Here is a 17,335-nt window from a genome sequence, read left to right as displayed (position 1 = left end):
ACGGCTTATGGAATTCCATCAGCCATATCGTCACGCTGTTCGAACCACAAGAATGCGCAAACTACTTCAGATCGTGCGGATATGAACCCGAGTAAAGCGGACACGCTCTAGGCAAATTGCGCCTAATGGAGTTTGCCCTAATACCAGACGGTCCGGCTCCGGATGGTTATCTGGTCGGACCGGGCGACGAACTGGTGCGTAGCCAGGAGTATGGATGCGGCTGCTATTGGTTCAGGAAGTTGTAGCACGAGAGTCTGAGCCGCCTTGGATTTGCCGGAGACACCGGCTCCTGAGAAGGTGAAGGCGCCATGAAGCGACCGGTCGACATTGGCTCATTTGTGTTGAGACGCACGACGTCAAAACTCTAGAATATTTTCTCAGAGATGTATCGGCGATATGCTGATACGTAAATCAATACGATTTTCGTTAGCAACGAAGCATGGACACCGCGCAAGTGAAGCTCGCAAATGTAAAATTGTCCGTTGCCGAGAGCCTCGGCTCGGCAATCGGTTCGGTTCTCCGCCGTGTCGTTGCCAGCGAGCTCGGCCGGAAGACCGTGTTGTCGTCGATGCGTCAGGCGATGTTTCAGGGGCGGGACGCTCAGCCTTCTCGGCGCGACTTGCTCGACCCGGCGGCTTTGGCCGAGTTCGGGAGGGATTTGGAGCGTAACAGGCCGATCGAGCAGATCGTGGGGGCAGCGGCCCTGCAGAGAGGTGAGTGGCTCGCAAAGGTAGCCGGAACCATTCCGGCAGGTGCGAAGGTGCTGGATGCCGGAGCTGGCGAATGTCAGTACAAGCCCCTGTTCGCACACACAAAGTACATGGCGCAGGACTTTGTGCAGTACGACGGCACAGCCGAGGGGCCCCAGCGTGAGGAGTGGCGCTACGGGCATATCGACTATGTTTGCGATATTACGAGCATTCCTGTTCAGGAGGGCGAGTTTGACGCCGTCGTGTGCACCGAAGTTCTCGAACATGTGCCTGATCCCGTAGGCGCCTTGCGGGAGCTGGTGCGCGTTCTGAAGCCCGGTGGCCTGCTTGTCGTCAGCGCACCGCTCGGCTGTGGCTTGCACCAGGAGCCACATCACTACTACAGCGGCTTCACGCCCTGGTTCTATCGCCGCGTCTTTGAGGAATTCGGTGTGGATGCGGTGGAGATAACGCCGCTGGGCGGGCTTTTCCAGCATGTGGCGCAGGAATGCAACCGCATCGGCAATGTTTTGAGCAAAGCAGACCCTCGATCGCTCGAAGCTAGCCTCGTCGGGCCCATGACCGAGGACCTGCCCAGAATTCTGGCGAGCCTCGATGAGCGCTACATGGTCGAACAGTTCACGGCCGGCTACGTTGTTCTGGGCCGGAAACGTAGCTAGCTCTCGTTGGTCTTTGCAGGAACCGCGCCGGCATGCGCCTACTTTTCTGTTGCGAGTTCTATCATCCGAGCGTCGGCGGCGTGCAGGAGGTGATGCGCCAGGTTGCGGAGCGCCTCATCAAGCGGGGACATGAGGTCACCGTCGCCACCACCGGCCTTCCGAATAGGACGGCCCTTGTCCATAACGGGGTTAGGATCGAAGAATTCGCGGTTGCCGGCAACCTCGTCTCGGGGCTTGAAGGCGAGGTCGAGCGTTACCAGCGCTTCGTCGCAAACTTCGGTGCCGATGCGGTGCTCGTCAAGGCGGCGCAGCAATGGACCTTTGACGCGCTCTGGCCAACCCTTCCCACGCTCACGAGCCGCAAGGTCTTCATTCCCTGTGGCTTTTCAGGTCTCTACGATCAGAATTTCGCGGCCTACTACGAACAGATGCGGGACCTCTTGCCACTGCTCGACCATTTCATCTTCTATTCGGAGGACTATCGGGATATCGCCTTCGTTCGTCAGGCGGGCATGCGGAATTTGAGCCTCGTCCCCAACGGCGCCTGCGAGCAGGAGTTCATGAACCAAGAGCCGCGTTCCGATCTGCGGGAGCGCCTCGGCATCGATGCGAATGCGTTCGTCTTCCTGTCGGTGGGGAGCCTCACCAGCATCAAGGGCCATACGGAGACCGCCGAGGCCTTTGCCAGAATGGACACCGGCGGAGCTGCATCGACGCTCATTCTCAACGCCAACAGGCCTCGATCGCCCGCAGCGCAGCCGCCCGGGCGACGCCAACTTGCCGGCCAGTTGGGGCGACATCTGGTGCGGACATTGCGCGACGAGGGGCTCTGGGCCACGGTTCAGCGGGTACGGGCGAAGTTGGAGGGCCGCGGCGCGAGCGACGTCGAGGGGCAGATTCGACACTGGACACAGGTCGCAGCTTCCCAGCCGGGCAAACAGATTCTCCTCACCGACCTTCCGCGCGACGAACTCGTCGATGCCTACAAGACGGCCGACCTCTTTGTCTTTGCGTCCAATATCGAGTACTCCCCGCTCGTGCTGTACGAGGCCGCTGCCGCCGGCACGCCCTTTCTCTCGGTTCCGGTCGGCAACGCGGAGGAAATTGCTCGCCGCACAGGGGCTGGGCTGATATGCCCGGCGCCTGTCGATGCCCGGGGCTTCACACGCGTCGTGCCTGCCGATCTTGCCGAGGCGATGCGACGCGCCATGGAGGATCGCGAGAGACTGAGAGAGATGGGGCGCCGTGGGCGTGAAGCTTGGCGTACACACTTCACGTGGCAGCGCATATCCGAACAGTACGAAGAAATTCTCTGCGGGCCTGTGGCCGCGCAAAACACCTGATTCTGAGTGATCGGGTGGCCTCCTCTGGGTCTGCGAGCATGTTAAGAGTCAAATTCCTCTCGCGGCACGACGATCCCTGGCTGCGCCAGTTCCCCAATCGGGACGGCCTGTTCGATGGCGTGCAGTTCCTGTTCGATGCGGCGACGCAGGACTACGACTTTCTCGTCGTCCTCGACGTCATGCCAAGCTGGTGCCCCTATCAGACTCAGGTGCCGCGACAGCGCCGTATGCTCGTCGCGACTGAACCGGCCACCGTCAAACACTATGGCCCGGCGCCTTATCTCGACCAGTTCGGCGCCATCCTGACGACGGATGCGCAGACCTCCCATCCACACGTGATCCTGTCGCAGGTGGGGCTGCCGTGGCACGTCGGGTCCTTTGAGGAAACCGGCCGGCGAACCGATCACGCCTATGACCTGCGCTTCTTCGAGCAGTTCGAACCGCAGAAGACCAAGCTCGTCTCGGTCGTTTCGTCCAATAAGAGCTTCACGGCCGACCATCGCGAGCGCTTGGATTTTTTCCACCGGCTCAAGACTTATTTCGGATCGGAGATGGATTATTACGGGCGTGGGATAAACACCTTTGTCGACAAGATGGAGGTTCTGGCGCCGTATCGGTATCACATCGCCATCGAGAATTTTTCCGGCCCGTATTATTGGACCGAGAAACTGTCCGATCCATTTCTGACCATGACATTTCCGATCTACCACGGCTGCACCAACGTCAGCGACTATTTCCCGGCCGAGGCGCTGGTGTCGATCGATATCCGCGACCCCGAAGCTGCCGTCAGGACAATTAAACGGGTGATCGAATCGGATCTCGCAGAACGTTCCCGAGCAGCGCTCGCCGAAGCGCGCCGGCGCGTCCTGTACGAGCATAACCTGTTCGCCATGCTGGCCCGTCTCGCGCGGCAAATCGCCGGCGCCGGGCCCATAGTCATGTTGGATCAGAAGGAGGAAATTCACGCGGCCGAGCGTTTCGGGGCACTGAAGCAGCGCCTGTGGCTCGATGCCCAGGTTATCGCCGAGCAGCATCCCGCGCTTCACCGGTTGGAGCAACGAGCCAAGCGTTTCCTCCGGCGGTCTTCCGGTCCGTGAGCTGAACGATGAGCGACCCGCGTATCGACGTCATCATCCCCGTCTATAATGGCGCGCGGTTCCTGGAAGAGGCCGTGCTCTCGGCCGTTCGCCAGACACTGGCGCCGGCCCGCATTCTCATTTGCGATGACGGTTCAACGGACGCAACTCCCGAGATCGCCCAGCTGCTCTCCCAGAATTTCCCCATGGTCGAGCATTTGTGCCTGGCCCACGGCGGCGAAGCGTCGGCGCGCAACGGCGGCCTCAGGGCAGCGACGGGAGAGTACCTTGCGTTCCTCGATGCCGACGATGTGTGGATGCCATCCAAGCTGCGCACCCAGATGGATGTCTTTGCCTATGCTGATGCCCGCGTCGGTGTCGTCCATTGCGGGTATAAACTGATCGATGAGGCCGGGACTGCCATCGAGGACGGCTACGTGGCGAAGCCGAGCAAGAAGGGCAACATATTCTGGGACATTCTTGTCAATGACTATGCTGTATCCGGCTCCGCATCGGCGATCGTCGTGCGGCGCGCTGTCCTTCACCAGATCGGCTTGTTCGACGAGCGTCTGTTCCACGGAGCGGATGCGGACATGTGGCTGCGGCTGGCATATGCAACGCATTTCGACTATGCGCTGGAGCCCCTGGTGGCGCTCCGGATTCACGGCAGCAGTGTGCAGCGGCGCAATGCCCAGGGCCGGGCAGCCGATTTCTTCCTTCAGCAACTGATCTATTATGAGAAGTGGCAGGAAGTGGCTGGCTCGGATCCAGCCTTTCGTGCGAACCTGCGTAAGCGCGCCCTGTTGTTCATGCTGCCCAGTTTCACCACCCCCAGCCGCGCGGAAGCTTTTTATAAGGTGCTGCAGAACCATAGTAGCCCCCTGGCTCGATCTCTCTTCACGAGCCGGGCCGACCTCTGGGGAGCGCTTGCTGGTATGCTGGGGCGCTACGGCCTGTGGCGCTTGCGTCGCGTCTTTTTGAATGATCGGAGCCGTTTCGTTGGCTAGTCGGACTGTCGTTGCTCGCCTCGTTGGTGGTCTGGGCAACCAGATGTTTCAGTACGCCGCGGCCTGCGGTCTGGCGCATGAACGGGAAGCACATGTGCTGATGGATGTGTCGGCCTTCGAAAGCTATGCTTTACGTGCTTACGAACTTAGCCGGCTCTGTTTACCGCAGGATATCCATACCGACAGCTCGGAGCATCTGCGCAATGGATGGGCCCTGAATGCTCCCTTCATCCGACGCCTGATGCGGCGAGGTACGCAGCGCGAGGGCGCCTATCGCGAGCCGCACTTTCATTTCGACAAGAACTTCTTCGCCCTTTCAGGGGACGAAATCACGCTCGACGGCTATTTTCAGAGCCCGCTCTACTTCACGGGCTGCGAAGGCGTGCTTCGTGAGCGTTTCCGGCCTGCCGAGCCCCTTGGGACCGCAGCCCAAGGCTGGTCCGATCATATCGGCGCGTCGCGGCGCAGCGTGTCGCTTCACGTGCGCCGTGGCGATTATGTGAGCAACCCGGATACCGCCGCCGTCCATACGACCCTCGGCGATGGTTATTACCGTCGCGCCACCGAACTCATGCGGCGCATCCTCGGCGAAGAGGTCGACTTTTTCCTGTTTTCGGACGCGCCCGACTTCGTGGAGCAGGCCTTTGCCGACCTGCCGCGCTCCCGTGTCGTGCGAACGGACCCCGCACGCAGCTGGGAGGATATGTTCCTCATGGCCCGTTGCCACCACCATATCATCGCGAACAGTTCCTATTCGTGGTGGGGGGCTTGGCTCAATCCGTCGCCCGACAAGATCGTCATTGCGCCGGGGCAGTGGTTCACGAGCGAGAAACTGGCGACGACCAATGTGATGGACCTCTACCCCGAAGGCTGGATCATCCTCAAATGAGCACACCGGCCCTCAGTGTTGTTTTGCCGGTTTACAACGGCGAGCGTTTCCTTGCCGAAGCCATTGAGAGCATTCTCGCCCAGACCTTCACGGATTTCGAGTTCATCATCATCAATGACGGCTCCCGCGACGGCAGCGGTGCGATCGTCGACGATTATGCGGCGCGGGATGCGCGTATCCGCTCCGTTCATCAGGAGAATCGCGGGCTGGTCGACACCCTCAACCGCGGGATTGCGCTGGCTCGGGCGCCGCTGATCGCCCGCATGGACGCGGACGACATTTCCCTGCCACGGCGTTTCGAGCTTCAAGTCACCCGCTTCGAGAACCGGCCGGACCTCGCAGTGGTTGGCGGCTTCATCGTTCTCATTGACGACGCCGGCGCGCCGATCCGCAGGGGCGACTATCCCACCGGTGGCGCCGAGCTGGTCCGTCTTCTGAAGCTGGATTCCCCCCTGGCACATCCAGCGGTGATCATGCGGCGCGAGGTCGTCAGTAACCTGGGAGGCTACCGCCGACAGTACAAGCATGCCGAAGACTACGATCTTTGGTTGAGGGTCTACGACGCGGGCTACGCCATCGAGAATATCGCCGTCCCCGTGCTGCACTACCGACAGCATGCCGAGAAAGTGTCATTCCAGCACAGCCAGCAGCAAAAGTTGACAGCGCTCGTCGCTCGGCTTGCGCATCGCGCACGGGCCGAAGGACTGGCAGATTCCACCGATAATATCGACACGATCAACGAAAGCACGGTCGAGCTTTTCCCCCCTGCCCTCCGATACGATATCGACGCCGACCTCTTCGTCCGAAAACACAACATGCTCTCCCTCGCCGACCTCGCGACGATCGAGCAGGCCCTGCGTGACTATGCGCAACTGTCCACCAAAACGCGGCGGGATCCGCGCCTGGCGCACTTCCTGATGCGTGCTGCGCGCGGCTTGTGGGCGCAGCGGCAGTGGCGCGCGTCGTGCGGGCAGCTCACGCTTGCGCTCGTGCGGCACCCAGCCGTCGCCCTGCAGCTCCTTTCTGGAAAACTGCGGCGCGCCCGGGCAAGTGCAAGTTCCAAGGGTAGCCGCTAGGTCGTGGCGACGATTTAGTCCGTGCACTGCGCCCCCAGCTTTACTGGGGGTCTGCTACGTCGGAAACTGGATGAAGGCAGTGCGAGAGAGGCCGGCGTATCGGGACAGGTAATCAGCCCGCCCAATCCCTCCAGCGAGCGACACGCCACCCCGACGATCTGCACATCCCGAGAACTGTGACGGATCATCCGCCTCCTTGAATGGCGGCCTCTACCCAAGTCCGGAGAACGATCAGGCGCGCTCGAGCATCTCGCTCTGCGACAGGAACCAGCGATACGTCATCTCGATGCCCGTCCGCAGGTCGAAACGCGGGCGCCAGCCCAAGGCCGTCAGGCGCGAGACGTCCGTGCATTTCCGCGGCGTGCCGTCGGGCTTGGTCGGATCGAACACGAAACCGCCTTCATAGCCGACGACCTCGGCAATCTGCTCCGCGAGCTGGCGAATGGTGACATCGACGCCCGTGCCGACATTGAGATGCAGGGTGTCGGAATAGTGCTCGACGATATGGAGACTCGCCTCGGCGAGGTCGTCCACATGCAGGAATTCCCGGCGCGGCGTGCCGCTGCCCCAGATCTCGACCGAAGCGATGCCTTGCGTCTTGGCGTCGTGGATCTTTCGCAGCAAGGCGGGCAGGACGTGGCTCGACTTCAGGTCGAAATTGTCGTTCGGGCCATAGAGATTCGTCGGCATCGCCGAAATGAAATCGCAACCCTGCTGCCGGCGATAGGCTTCGGCGAGCTTCAGGCCGGCGATCTTCGCGATGGCATACCACTCGTTGGTAGGCTCCAGCGCCCCGGTCAGAAGCGCTTCCTCGCGGATCGGCTGCTCGGCGAATTTCGGATAGATGCAGGTCGAGCCGAGAAACAGGAGCTTCTCGACGCCAAACGATGCCGCCGCATGGATGACGTTCGTCGCGATCGCGAGGTTGTCGAACAGGAAGTCGGACGGGTAAGTCTGGTTGGCGAGGATGCCGCCAACCTTCGCCGCGGCCAGAAGGACAACTTCGGGGCGTTCGCGGCTCATCCAGGCCTCGACCTCAGCCTGCCGCCGCAGATCCACATCGGCGCGGCTCGCCGTCACCGGCACGATACCCCGTGCTTCCAGCGCGCGGACGAATGCCGACCCCACCATTCCCCGGTGGCCGGCGACCCAGACCTTCTTCCCTGCTAAGTCGTAGAGTCTGTTCGGCATGAGCGAGGCGCCTTTTCGCGACAACGATCCGTGGCAAATATCGTTTCGCAGGGTGGACTACAAGGAAGGCGTACTCCGCCCGAGCCCCATTTCACATAGACAAGCAGCGGCTGCAGGAAAAACCGGATCACGCTTGCTTCGCGGGCGGCCAGACTGCGCGCCAGGAAGGTCACAGGCTCACGTATGCCGGCCTGAATTCCGCTCATGTGACCGGCGCAGTGGATGATCACATCCAGCGCGCTGGCGCGAAATCAATTCAGCTGAGCCACCTGATTCAGTGGATCGACGCTGGCGCTGGAAAGCGTCAGCGCGTGCTGGTAAGGCGGTCAAGCGGGTTGCTACCAATTGTGCCAGAGCCGCCCGTAACAAATGTCCGCGCCGTCGTTCAAGCTCCAGCCAGCTGGCTCCCCGCGTGGCGGCGAGCCTCTTCCAGATCGCTCGTCACCATTTCCTTCACCAGCTCACGGAACGGCGTTGTGTGCTGCCAACCAAGTTTCGCCTTCGCCTTGGACGGGTCGCCCAGCAGCAGGTCCACCTCGGTCGGACGGAAGTAACGCGGATCGATCTTCACCAGCTCGGCGCCGGTTTTGCCGTCGGTGCCAACCTCGTCCACGCCTTCACCCTTCCAGATGATGGTGCGGCCGAGCTCGCCGAAGGCGAGTTCCACGAACTCGCGCACGGAATGCGTTTCACCCGTGGCTAGCACGTAGTCGTCTGGCTGGTCCTGCTGCATCATCCGCCACATGCCTTCGACATAATCGCGGGCATGGCCCCAGTCGCGCTTGGCATCGAGATTGCCGAGATAGAGGCTCTTCTGCTGGCCCAGCTCGATGGCCGCGACGGCGCGCGTGATCTTGCGGGTCACGAAGGTTTCGCCGCGGATCGGGCTCTCATGGTTGAACAGAATGCCATTCGACGCATGCATGCCGTAGGCTTCGCGATAGTTCACCGTGATCCAGTAGGCATAGAGCTTGGCGGCGGCATAGGGGCTGCGCGGATAGAAGGGGGTGGTTTCCTTCTGCGGCGTCTCCTGCACCTTGCCATAAAGCTCGGAGGTCGAGGCCTGATAGAAGCGGGTCTTGCCTTCCAGCTTCAAGAGCCGGATCGCTTCGAGAATGCGGAGGGTGCCAATTCCGTCGGCATTCGCAGTATATTCCGGCGTCTCGAAGCTGACCTGCACGTGGCTCTGCGCGGCAAGGTTGTAAATTTCGTCCGGCTGAATTTCCTGAATGATCCGGATCAGATTCGTCGAGTCGGTCATGTCGCCATAGACTAGCCGAAACTGGGTATCCTCTTCATGCTCATCCTTGAATAGATGATCAATACGCCCCGTATTGAAAGAAGACGAACGCCGCTTAACCCCCCAGACGGCGTATCCCTTCGATAGCAGCAGTTCAGCGAGATAGGCGCCGTCCTGTCCCGTCACGCCGGTGATAAGTGCTCGTTTCTGCAAGATTGTCATCCGTCCGTTTGGAAGCGCACCGGCTCTCCGGAGGCCGTTCTGTTTGGTTCAGGCTGCGATGACCTGAGGCAAGAATTTATATGTCGCTTTGCTCGTCATGGCCCCATCCTCTCAAGGGTTGAGGTCTCCGACAGACCTGAGGCTGTTCAAGCCCTGCGGCGGCGACCGATTTCCTTGGGACCTATAGCGGCAAGACCATCTTCAAGTCACGCCCGCAAGTGAAGTTGATCCGGCTTTGTGAAGGCCTGACACGCCCCGAACGCGCCATCCCGCGATGCCCCCGTCAAAAATAGTCAGCCTGCCGCGGCATCCGGGAGGTTGCCGTAGCGTCTTGCCCCCCGCAAAGACAAAGCTTGCACGGGCTGGGGGAGAAGTCCTTTGCAGAGGTCGAAGAACCGGAGCGCCTCGATCGAAAGCAGGCGCGAGGCGCCGCTCGTTTCGCGTCTGCTGGCAGGCACTGCGCTGACCCTGCTGGCCGCGGTCCTGATCGTGCCCGCTTCGTCCTTCGCCCAGTCCGTGACCGGGACAGGCGGCATCAACCCCGGCATTCCTGCGCCGCCACTCGCCACCTGGAATGTCGGAGCCGATCTCGAGGTGGGCCGCGACGCCGATGGAACGCTGACCATTGCCGATGGCGGCACCGTGACCAGTCAGGCTGGCCGGATCGGATATTCGCTGAACGCAAACGGCGCCGTAACGGTCTCCGGCGCCGGCTCGACCTGGAGCAACGACAACGCGCTTCATGTCGGCAATTTCGGTACCGGCACTCTCGCCATCACAGCGGGCGGCAATGTCAGCTCGGTCATAACGTTCTTCGCCAGCAATGCCGGATCAACCGGAACGCTCGATCTTCTCGGCAGCGCTGCCGGCGGGCGCGGCGTGCTGGAAACCGGTCAGCTCTTTGCCGGCCCGGGCAGCGCCACGCTCAATCTGAATGGCGGCGTGTTGCGGGCGACGCGCGACGAGGCGAGCTATCTCGACGGCTTCACCGCGCTGACGATCGGGAGCAACGGCGCGTTCATCGACAGCAACGGCTACAATATCGGCATCGCCACCGATTTTTCCGGCCCCGGCGGCCTGACCAAGCTCGGCGCCGGCACGCTGACCCTGTCCGGCGCCAACAGCCATACCGGAGACACGGTGATCGCGGCTGGCCGGCTGGTCGGCGACAGCGTCGGAAGCTTCTCACTGGATTCCAATGTCGCGATCGCGGCCGGAGCCACGCTCGAAATCTCCAGCTTCGCCGTCGTCGCAGCAGTCGGCTCGCTCTCCGGCGCGGGCGCCGTCGAGATCGGTGCCGGCGCGACGCTGATCACCGGATGGAGCGACGCCAGCCGGACCTTCTCGGGCAGCTTCTCCGGCGATGGCTCTCTGGGCTTCACCGGCGCGGGAACGCAGATTTATACGGGGACCGGCGCGCTGGGCGGCGGCTTCATCACCTGCGCCTGCATCGGCGGGGCATTCATCATCCGCGGCGGCTCGCTGACCTTCGGCGGCGATATCCAGCTCATGGGGGGCGCACTCCGCGTCGATCAGGGCGGCCGGCTCGACAATAGCGGAGGAGCCCTCGTCGTCGCCTCCAGCCTCACGGTCGACGGCGCCGGCTCGTCCATCACCGCGGGCATCACGCTGGTCGACAGCATGGCCGGAACGACCTTCCTCACCGTTTCGGGTGGCGGCGCCCTCACCGGCACCGGTGGCGCCAGCCTGATCGGCGGCACGGGCACGGTGGAAGCCCTCGTGACGGGAGCCGGTTCGCGATGGAGCGTCGGCGGCAGCGGCCTTGCGATCAGCCCCGGCGCAAGCGGCCCGACATCGCTGACGGTCGCCGAGGGCGGCATGCTGCAGATCACCTCAGGCGATCTCCAGATCGCCAGGCTTGGCCAGCTGAACATCGGCAATGGCGGCCGCGTCGGCATCGTCGACATCGTAGCAGGCGCGATCATCAACGAGGGGGCCATCGTCGCCAATTTCACCGACCGCTACACCCAGCCCGGAGAAATCGCCGGCAGCGGCACCCTGACGAAGGCCGGCACCGGCACGCTCATCCTGAGTGGCATCAGCAGCTATACCGGCGCGACCGCTGTCGATGGCGGCACCCTGCTGGTCAACGGTTCGATCGCCACGTCTTCCGAGGTGACCGTGGCGGCCGGCGCAACGCTCGGCGGCTCGGGCAACCTGCCTGCGACGGTGATCAACGGCGGCACGCTCTCGCCCGGCAACTCACCGGGCACGCTGACCGTCAACGGCAATCTGACCCTCAATCCCGGCTCGACCTATCTGGCCGAGATTCAGGGGGCGGTAGCGGACCGCGTGAACGTGACCGGCACGGCCGCGCTGGCGGGGACGCTCCGGATCGTGCCGCTCGGCGGCCATTACAGCTTCAACAACCCCTATACGCTGCTCTCGGCCACGGGCGGCCGGGCCGGCACGTTCGACACGGCCACCGGCTTCGGCGCCGGCGTCACCACGACGGTGAGCTACACCGCAACCGACGTGCTGCTGACGCTCAGCCCGAACGCGCTGACATCGCCGAACCTGGGAATGAATGCGCCACGCAACGCCTATGCTGTCGCCACCGCGATCGATGCGGCCGTGGCGAATGGAGCAGACCCGTCCTCGCTGTTCGGCATCTACAACCTGCCGGCAGCCGCGATCCCGGCGGCGGTGAACAGCCTCTCGGGCGAGATCCATGCAGCGGCGCCGGCAATGGCGCATGTCGTCTCGGGCCAGTTCCTGCGGACGATGCTGGATCCGGGTGCAGCCGGACGTTCCGCAGCCGGCATAGCCGGACCTGGTCCTGCAGGCTATTCCAGCCTCGTCCGCAAGGGAGCGGACCAGCCGGCGGGCGCTTCGCGGCTGGACATGCCGTTCTACTCGGTCTGGGCTGCGGCCTATGGCTCGCATGGCCGCACCGATGGCAACGCCGCCATCGGTGCGGCCATGCGCGTGATCGACGATGCGCATCTGGCGACGGGCATCGATATCCGGCTCATGCCGGGCACCGTGGCGGGCCTCGCAGTCTCGGGCGGCAAGGCGCAGGCCTCGCTGCCCGGCGTGATCGGCAAGGTCGACGCCGATGTCTTGCAGCTGGGCCTCTACGGTTCGGCGCAATTCGGGCCGGCACGTTTCGGCGCCGCGCTCAGCCATGCGCGTCTCGACAATGAAGTCAGCCGCAGCATCCCGGCGCTCGGCTCAGCCCTATCGTCCTCTTATACGACCACGGCCTGGAGCGGCCGCTTGCAGGCAAGCGCGATGGTGCTGAACTGGGGAGGGCTGTCGATCTCCCCGCTCGCGGCGGTCCAGGGGACACGGGCGCGCAGCCCGGCCGTGATCGAAGCGAACTGGGCCGGCGCCAATGCCGGAGCGCTGGCGCTGGCCAAACGCAACGGCGTGACGGCGCGCGGCGAGCTCGGCCTGCAGCTCGATGCCGATACCGTGTTCGCCGGTATCGCCGTGGCCGGCCATGTCCGAGTCGCCTGGGCGCATTACCTCCAGCGTGATGCCGCCCTGACCGCCAGTCTGGTCGGGCTGCCTGGCGCGAGCTTCAAAGCAACCGGGGCCAGACGCGGCAGCGACAGCGCGCTCGTCAGTGCCGGCATCATGGCCAGGCTGAGCGGAAACGTCTCGTTCGGCCTCAATCTCGACGGCGAGCTCTCGGCCAGCGACAAGCGCCTCGGCGGAGCAGCGCAGCTCAGGGTCAGCTTCTGAGCGGACCGGCATCGGGGCAAGGGTGGCGGCACCGGCTGGCTTCCGGGGCCTAGCAAGCGACAACCCACAGAGTGATTGCGCTGCGGAGGCAGCCGAGCGAGAACGAGGAACCGGATACGGGAATCGTTTTGCAGGGCCGCCGCGCGCCGCCTGGAAGGTCAGATGGTTACACGCGCCGAATTGGCATCGGGGGTGGAACGCGCGTTCCTCGACCACGGCTACCAGCATCTGACCATGTCAGCGCTGGCCGAAGCCATCGATGTGACGCGGCGCACGGTCTATAACTATTTCGGCTCCAAGGAGGAGGCCTTCCGGTTCCTGATCGAGGAGGCCAATGCCTATGCGGTGACCGCCGGGCTGGCGGCGGGGCGATCCGTTCTCGAGCAGGGAGCGGATCTCGTCGAGGTCCTCGCGACGGTGCTGGACGTCCGCTATGGCGATAATCGTCGCCGTCTCGCGAAATCGCCGCATGCGGTCGAGATCAACGATCAGGCCTTCCGCCGCTGCCGTGATCTGATGATCGCCTCCGCGACGTCCTTCCAGGTGGAGCTGGCGAGCTTCATCACGGAATTGCAAGCCCGCCGGACATTCCGGCTCCGAGCGGATATGGACGCCGATACCCTGGCGCAATTGCTCGCGGACGGCGCGCGCGGCACCAATCAGAGCCTGCCCCCGACCGACCCAGAGACGTTGAAGCTGCGCTACCGCGCCATGGTCGGCGCGATCCTGTACGGCACGACCGATCGACCCTGACCGTCGCCGGGACCGGCAAAAATCCGGATAGGCACATCCGGATCAAGGACAGGTGGCAAAATTCTCAAATTGCGCTAAAATGTGCAACCTGCTCTTGATCATTCAAGCGCCGGAACGGCTGCGGATCGTCGGGGGGCAGGATGAGGACGATGGAAGACCGGGCAGCGGAGTTGCTGAGCATACCCGGATTCGATCGTGTCGCCCACGGCCTTGCCAATGGATTCCTGGCCGTCCACGAAGCCGCACCGCGGCTGGCCTCACTCTTTTCCACGCAGCAGCGCTGGCTGATGTCGCATGTCGCTCTGGCGCGCCATTTCTGGGGCGTTCGGGCCGGGAGGCCGGGCCTGTCCCGGCGTGAGCTTCTCGAAGATCTGCAGCCTCTCGGCCTGGCGAGCCGGAATACGGCAGCCGCGTTCTTCTCCGAGGTCCTGCATTACGGCATTATCCAGCCCGCTCCGGCCGCCGGCCGCGCAACCGACCTGTTCGTCCCTGCCCCGGCGACGCTCTCGGCGCTGACCGAATGGTTTGCCCTGCATCTGGGAGCGCTCGATCGGCTCGATGACGGTGACCGCGTCGCGCATCTGCGCCAGCGCGAAGAAGCCCTGCTGATCGAGATGCAGCCGCGGGTCGCCGCCGCACTGCTCGGCAACCGCACGATCCGGACGCCCCCGCCGACCTATGCGATCTTCGCCTCGATCGACGATGGCGGGAGCCTGATGGACCGCCTGATCTGCGGGCTGGATGCCGAGGCGGCCCCGCATCAGGAACAGGCGCTCACCAATGTCACCTCGGTCTCGGCGCTGGCCCGAAAGCTCAATCTCTCGCGCACTCATGCCGGCCGAACGCTCGCCGCCGCGGTCGCGGTCGGCGCGCTGGGCTGGAGCGGGGCCCCCGGCCATTCCAGGCTCTGGCTGTCCCGGGCTTTCCGCGCCGAATACGCGCAGATGCAGGCGATGAAGCTGGCCATCCTCGACGACGCCTTCGAGGCGACCGTCAGCAGAAGCGCCTCGGCGCTCGCCGCCGAGATGCTCGGCCCGAAAGCCGAAGAGACCCGGGCGAACCCGCCTCATTGATTGGAGGCGGGCGTTTTCACTCCGCCTTCTAGAGGCGATCGCCGAGCAGGGCAAAATTCGCCAGGCTGATCAGATGCGCGTGGATCGGCACGAGATAGCCCTTGCGCCGCAGATCGAGCCAGACCTCGTCGGACAGCGCGTTGAGCCGGTCTTCGGCGATCGCCGAGAAGCCGCTATAGCTCGATGTCGTGCCGTCGCCGGCGCGAATGTCGATATTGATCGTCTGGAACAGGTCGAGCTCTTTCATCGCAGCTGTGAAAGCCCCCGTCGCCTTGGCCGCCTCGGCATATTCGGCGACGAAGCCGATGACGCGCTGCAAAGCCTCCGCCGGCTCGCCATCCTCGCCGAACAGCCGCTCGCCCGCCTCGTTCTGCAGCCCGGCATAGCCGCCATCGACGCAGATGATCTGCTGCTCGGCCGAGACGTCGCCGCCGATGAAGGGGTAGCGCCGCAGATAGGCCGGCGCATGCAGGCCGCGCCAGCGCCCGTCGCCATCGACGAAGCGGCTTTCGCCTGGGCGCATCCCGACCATGAAGAGCGGCGAGACGGTGCCGCCTTCGTCCAGAAACAGGATCGGCATGTCACGGCAGCCGGGCACGAATTCCGCCATCAGTGCGGGCAGGACATGGGCCTGGGCCGCGAAGGCATAGGGCTTGTCGACGGGCGCCAGGCGAGCCTCGCGATGCGTGTTTCGGTCGAGCGCGGCGATGCTGGTGTAGAAAAGCGGCAGAGCGGCCATGGTCCTGTCCTGATGGCGGTCGATCGATATCAGATGGTCTTGCGCAGCGTCAGGCGGAAATACAGTTCCGCGTCGCGCTGGGCGGCCGAGACACGTTCGAGCGGCCGCCCGATGCCGCCTTCCAGCGTGGCCCATTCCAGCGGGCGCCAGATCAGCCCGGCGCCGACGGACGTGGCGCGCATCATGAAATTGGGGTTGGCATAGGTCCGGCCATGATCGAGGAAGGCGAAGACCTCGAACGACTTCAGAATATCCGGCAGCGTGTAGTGCAGCTCCGCCTGGCCATAGAAGCCCGAATTGCCGAAGGCGGAGCCGATCGGATACCCACGCACCGTCGTCGGCCCGCCGATCTGGAAGATCTGGTCGCCCGGCAGCTGCGTCTCGCCGGTATATTGCCAGGCACCGATGAGCGTGCCGTAGAAATCGTCGCTGATGCGCCAGACCGAAGCGGTGTTGCCGGTCAGGATCGTGTAGTTGCGCTTTCTCTCGGCCAGCTTGTCGTGATGGGCGATCTGCGACCAGTTGACCGTCGATGAGTGGTTCAGATTCGTGAGGTTCACGCTCAGCGCGGCGCCGGCGCTCGCGCGGGTATAGCGGGTATCGACGGTCGTGAAGTCGAGCTGCTTGCTCCGCCCGGTGCCCAGGCCGGCCGCGCCTGTCGCCTGCAGAAGCATGGACTCGGTCGCGAAGATCGGTTGGGACAGGGTGAGCGAGCCGGTCTCCGAAACGCCTTTCGGACGCAATTCGCGGATCGCGCCATTGACGATGTGATAGCCCGAGCGCGTGAAGCTGACGCCGAGCCGCGTTCCCCAGGGCGAGACCGGCAAGGTGTAGCTGCCGGTACCGACGACGCTGCCGCGGGTCCGCGAGCCGTAGAAGACCAGCCGGTCGTCGATGCCGAGCAGGTTGCTATGCTTCAGGAACAGCGTGCCCTGATAGCGGCCCGTCGACAGGACGCCCTGGTTGTCGAAGGAGATCTGGGCAAGGTTGCGCGGCGCCTCGGTCAGCCCGAGATCGAGATCGGTGAGACCGAAGCTGGCACCGGCATTGAGCTGCGCCCTGATCTGCGCCTCGTTGAGGCGATTGAAGATCGAGACCGCGCGATTGAGCTCCGGCGTGTCGACCACCTCCCCCTCGGCGATCGGCACCTGCGAACGGATGTACCAGGGCCAGCTCTGGGCCGCTCCCGAAACCGAAACCTTGCCGACGCGGCCCTCGACGAGGTTGATCTTGAGGGCGCCGCCGGTGAGCTTCTGCGGCGGCAGCACCGCGCTCGCGGTGATCTGCCCCTTCCCGGCATAGAGATCGTTGACCGCCTGCAGGATCTTGCCGATCTCGGCGAGATCGACGCTGCGGCCGACATAGCGCGCCCGGATGGCATCGAGCTCGGCTGCATCGAGAAAGCGCGAGGCATCGAAGTCGATGCGCGTCAGCACCACGCTGGCGCCGCCAGCGGGAAACTCGAGTCGCGGCCCGGCTGGCGCCGCGACCACGCCGGGGCCGCTCTGGCGCTGCGGCGCGATGCGGCGCTCGATCTCCAGCCGCTGCCGCTCGGCCTCGTTCTCGATCGTGCGCGAGACGACCTGTGCCGAAGCGGACCCGGACGCACAACCCAACAGAAGAACGCAACTAAGGCGCGAAACAGC

Annotated in this window: 13 protein-coding genes; 9 read left to right on the top strand and 4 right to left on the bottom strand. The window is 63.8% G+C overall.

What is annotated here, in order from left to right; genetic code table 11:
• The first annotated feature begins 439 nt into the window (after positions 1–439).
• The 6 genes from WFK61_RS05295 to WFK61_RS05270 are packed head-to-tail and all read left to right on the top strand — an operon-like array spanning position 440 to position 6,760.
• Positions 440–1,369, top strand: a complete 930-nt coding sequence (locus WFK61_RS05295; protein ID WP_336810480.1) for a class I SAM-dependent methyltransferase — start codon at positions 440–442, stop codon at positions 1,367–1,369.
• A 32-nt stretch (positions 1,370–1,401) separates the two neighbouring features.
• Positions 1,402–2,712, top strand: coding sequence for a glycosyltransferase family 4 protein (locus WFK61_RS05290; protein ID WP_336810479.1), 1,311 nt, complete (start codon positions 1,402–1,404; stop codon positions 2,710–2,712).
• 38 nt (positions 2,713–2,750) lie between these two features.
• On the top strand, positions 2,751–3,809 hold the full coding sequence (locus WFK61_RS05285; protein WP_336810478.1) for a glycosyltransferase family 10 domain-containing protein: 1,059 nt from the start codon (positions 2,751–2,753) through the stop codon (positions 3,807–3,809).
• Positions 3,810–3,817: 8 nt separating this feature from the next.
• Positions 3,818–4,795 carry a glycosyltransferase gene (locus tag WFK61_RS05280; RefSeq protein WP_336810477.1) on the top strand — a complete coding sequence of 326 codons (978 nt, stop codon included), beginning with the start codon at positions 3,818–3,820 and terminating at the stop codon, positions 4,793–4,795.
• A gap of 43 nt (positions 4,796–4,838) precedes the next feature.
• Positions 4,839–5,684, top strand: a complete 846-nt coding sequence (locus WFK61_RS05275; RefSeq protein ID WP_336810476.1) for an alpha-1,2-fucosyltransferase — start codon at positions 4,839–4,841, stop codon at positions 5,682–5,684.
• Positions 5,681–6,760 carry a glycosyltransferase family 2 protein gene (locus tag WFK61_RS05270; RefSeq protein ID WP_336810475.1) on the top strand — a complete coding sequence of 360 codons (1,080 nt, stop codon included), beginning with the start codon at positions 5,681–5,683 and terminating at the stop codon, positions 6,758–6,760. Before WFK61_RS05275 ends, WFK61_RS05270 begins: the two co-directional genes overlap by 4 nt.
• A gap of 231 nt (positions 6,761–6,991) precedes the next feature.
• Here WFK61_RS05270 and fcl read toward each other — a convergent pair whose 3' ends face one another.
• Entirely contained in the window at positions 6,992–7,951 is a 960-nt protein-coding gene (gene fcl / locus WFK61_RS05265) for a GDP-L-fucose synthase (protein ID WP_336810474.1), read from the bottom strand.
• 385 nt (positions 7,952–8,336) lie between these two features.
• Positions 8,337–9,404, bottom strand: a complete 1,068-nt coding sequence (gene gmd / locus WFK61_RS05260; protein WP_336810473.1) for a GDP-mannose 4,6-dehydratase — start codon at positions 9,402–9,404, stop codon at positions 8,337–8,339.
• Positions 9,405–9,791: 387 nt separating this feature from the next.
• On the opposite strand from gmd, the gene WFK61_RS05255 reads away from it, so the two are divergent.
• The 3 genes from WFK61_RS05255 (at position 9,792) to WFK61_RS05245 (ending at position 14,950) form a co-directional block, all read left to right on the top strand.
• Positions 9,792–13,124 carry an autotransporter domain-containing protein gene (locus WFK61_RS05255; protein ID WP_336810472.1) on the top strand — a complete coding sequence of 1,111 codons (3,333 nt, stop codon included), beginning with the start codon at positions 9,792–9,794 and terminating at the stop codon, positions 13,122–13,124.
• Between the two features lie 162 nt (positions 13,125–13,286).
• Positions 13,287–13,877, top strand: a complete 591-nt coding sequence (locus WFK61_RS05250; protein WP_336810471.1) for a TetR/AcrR family transcriptional regulator — start codon at positions 13,287–13,289, stop codon at positions 13,875–13,877.
• A 287-nt stretch (positions 13,878–14,164) separates the two neighbouring features.
• Positions 14,165–14,950: a hypothetical protein gene (locus WFK61_RS05245; RefSeq protein WP_336810470.1), complete on the top strand. Its 786-nt coding sequence runs from the start codon at positions 14,165–14,167 to the stop codon at positions 14,948–14,950.
• A gap of 28 nt (positions 14,951–14,978) precedes the next feature.
• Here WFK61_RS05245 and WFK61_RS05240 read toward each other — a convergent pair whose 3' ends face one another.
• The gene (locus tag WFK61_RS05240) at positions 14,979–15,689 is read right to left on the bottom strand and encodes a SapC family protein (RefSeq protein ID WP_336810469.1); all 711 of its coding nucleotides are present in this window, start codon (positions 15,687–15,689) and stop codon (positions 14,979–14,981) included.
• Between the two features lie 29 nt (positions 15,690–15,718).
• The gene (locus tag WFK61_RS05235; RefSeq protein WP_336810468.1) at positions 15,719–17,305 is read right to left on the bottom strand and encodes a ShlB/FhaC/HecB family hemolysin secretion/activation protein; all 1,587 of its coding nucleotides are present in this window, start codon (positions 17,303–17,305) and stop codon (positions 15,719–15,721) included.
• Positions 17,306–17,335: the final 30 nt, after the last annotated feature.

Origin of the sequence: Allobosea sp. MMO-172 (assembly GCF_037147855.1) — a bacterium.
Taxonomy (GTDB): domain Bacteria; phylum Pseudomonadota; class Alphaproteobacteria; order Rhizobiales; family Beijerinckiaceae; genus Allobosea.
Note: the sequence above shows the minus strand (reverse complement) of the source record. Positions and strands in the feature narration are given on the sequence as shown.

Bases quoted from the DNA above. Each gene is read 5' to 3' on its own strand.
- WFK61_RS05295 (WP_336810480.1), top strand. From the start codon at position 440: ATGGACACCGCGCAAGTGAAGCTCGCAAATGTAAAATTGTCCGTTGCC.
- WFK61_RS05290 (WP_336810479.1), top strand. From the start codon at position 1,402: ATGCGCCTACTTTTCTGTTGCGAGTTCTATCATCCGAGCGTCGGCGGC.
- WFK61_RS05285 (WP_336810478.1), top strand. From the start codon at position 2,751: ATGTTAAGAGTCAAATTCCTCTCGCGGCACGACGATCCCTGGCTGCGC.
- WFK61_RS05280 (WP_336810477.1), top strand. From the start codon at position 3,818: ATGAGCGACCCGCGTATCGACGTCATCATCCCCGTCTATAATGGCGCG.
- WFK61_RS05275 (WP_336810476.1), top strand. From the start codon at position 4,839: ATGTTTCAGTACGCCGCGGCCTGCGGTCTGGCGCATGAACGGGAAGCA.
- WFK61_RS05270 (WP_336810475.1), top strand. From the start codon at position 5,681: ATGAGCACACCGGCCCTCAGTGTTGTTTTGCCGGTTTACAACGGCGAG.
- fcl (WP_336810474.1), bottom strand. From the start codon at position 7,951: ATGCCGAACAGACTCTACGACTTAGCAGGGAAGAAGGTCTGGGTCGCC.
- WFK61_RS05250 (WP_336810471.1), top strand. From the start codon at position 13,287: ATGGTTACACGCGCCGAATTGGCATCGGGGGTGGAACGCGCGTTCCTC.
- WFK61_RS05245 (WP_336810470.1), top strand. From the start codon at position 14,165: ATGTCGCATGTCGCTCTGGCGCGCCATTTCTGGGGCGTTCGGGCCGGG.
- WFK61_RS05240 (WP_336810469.1), bottom strand. From the start codon at position 15,689: ATGGCCGCTCTGCCGCTTTTCTACACCAGCATCGCCGCGCTCGACCGA.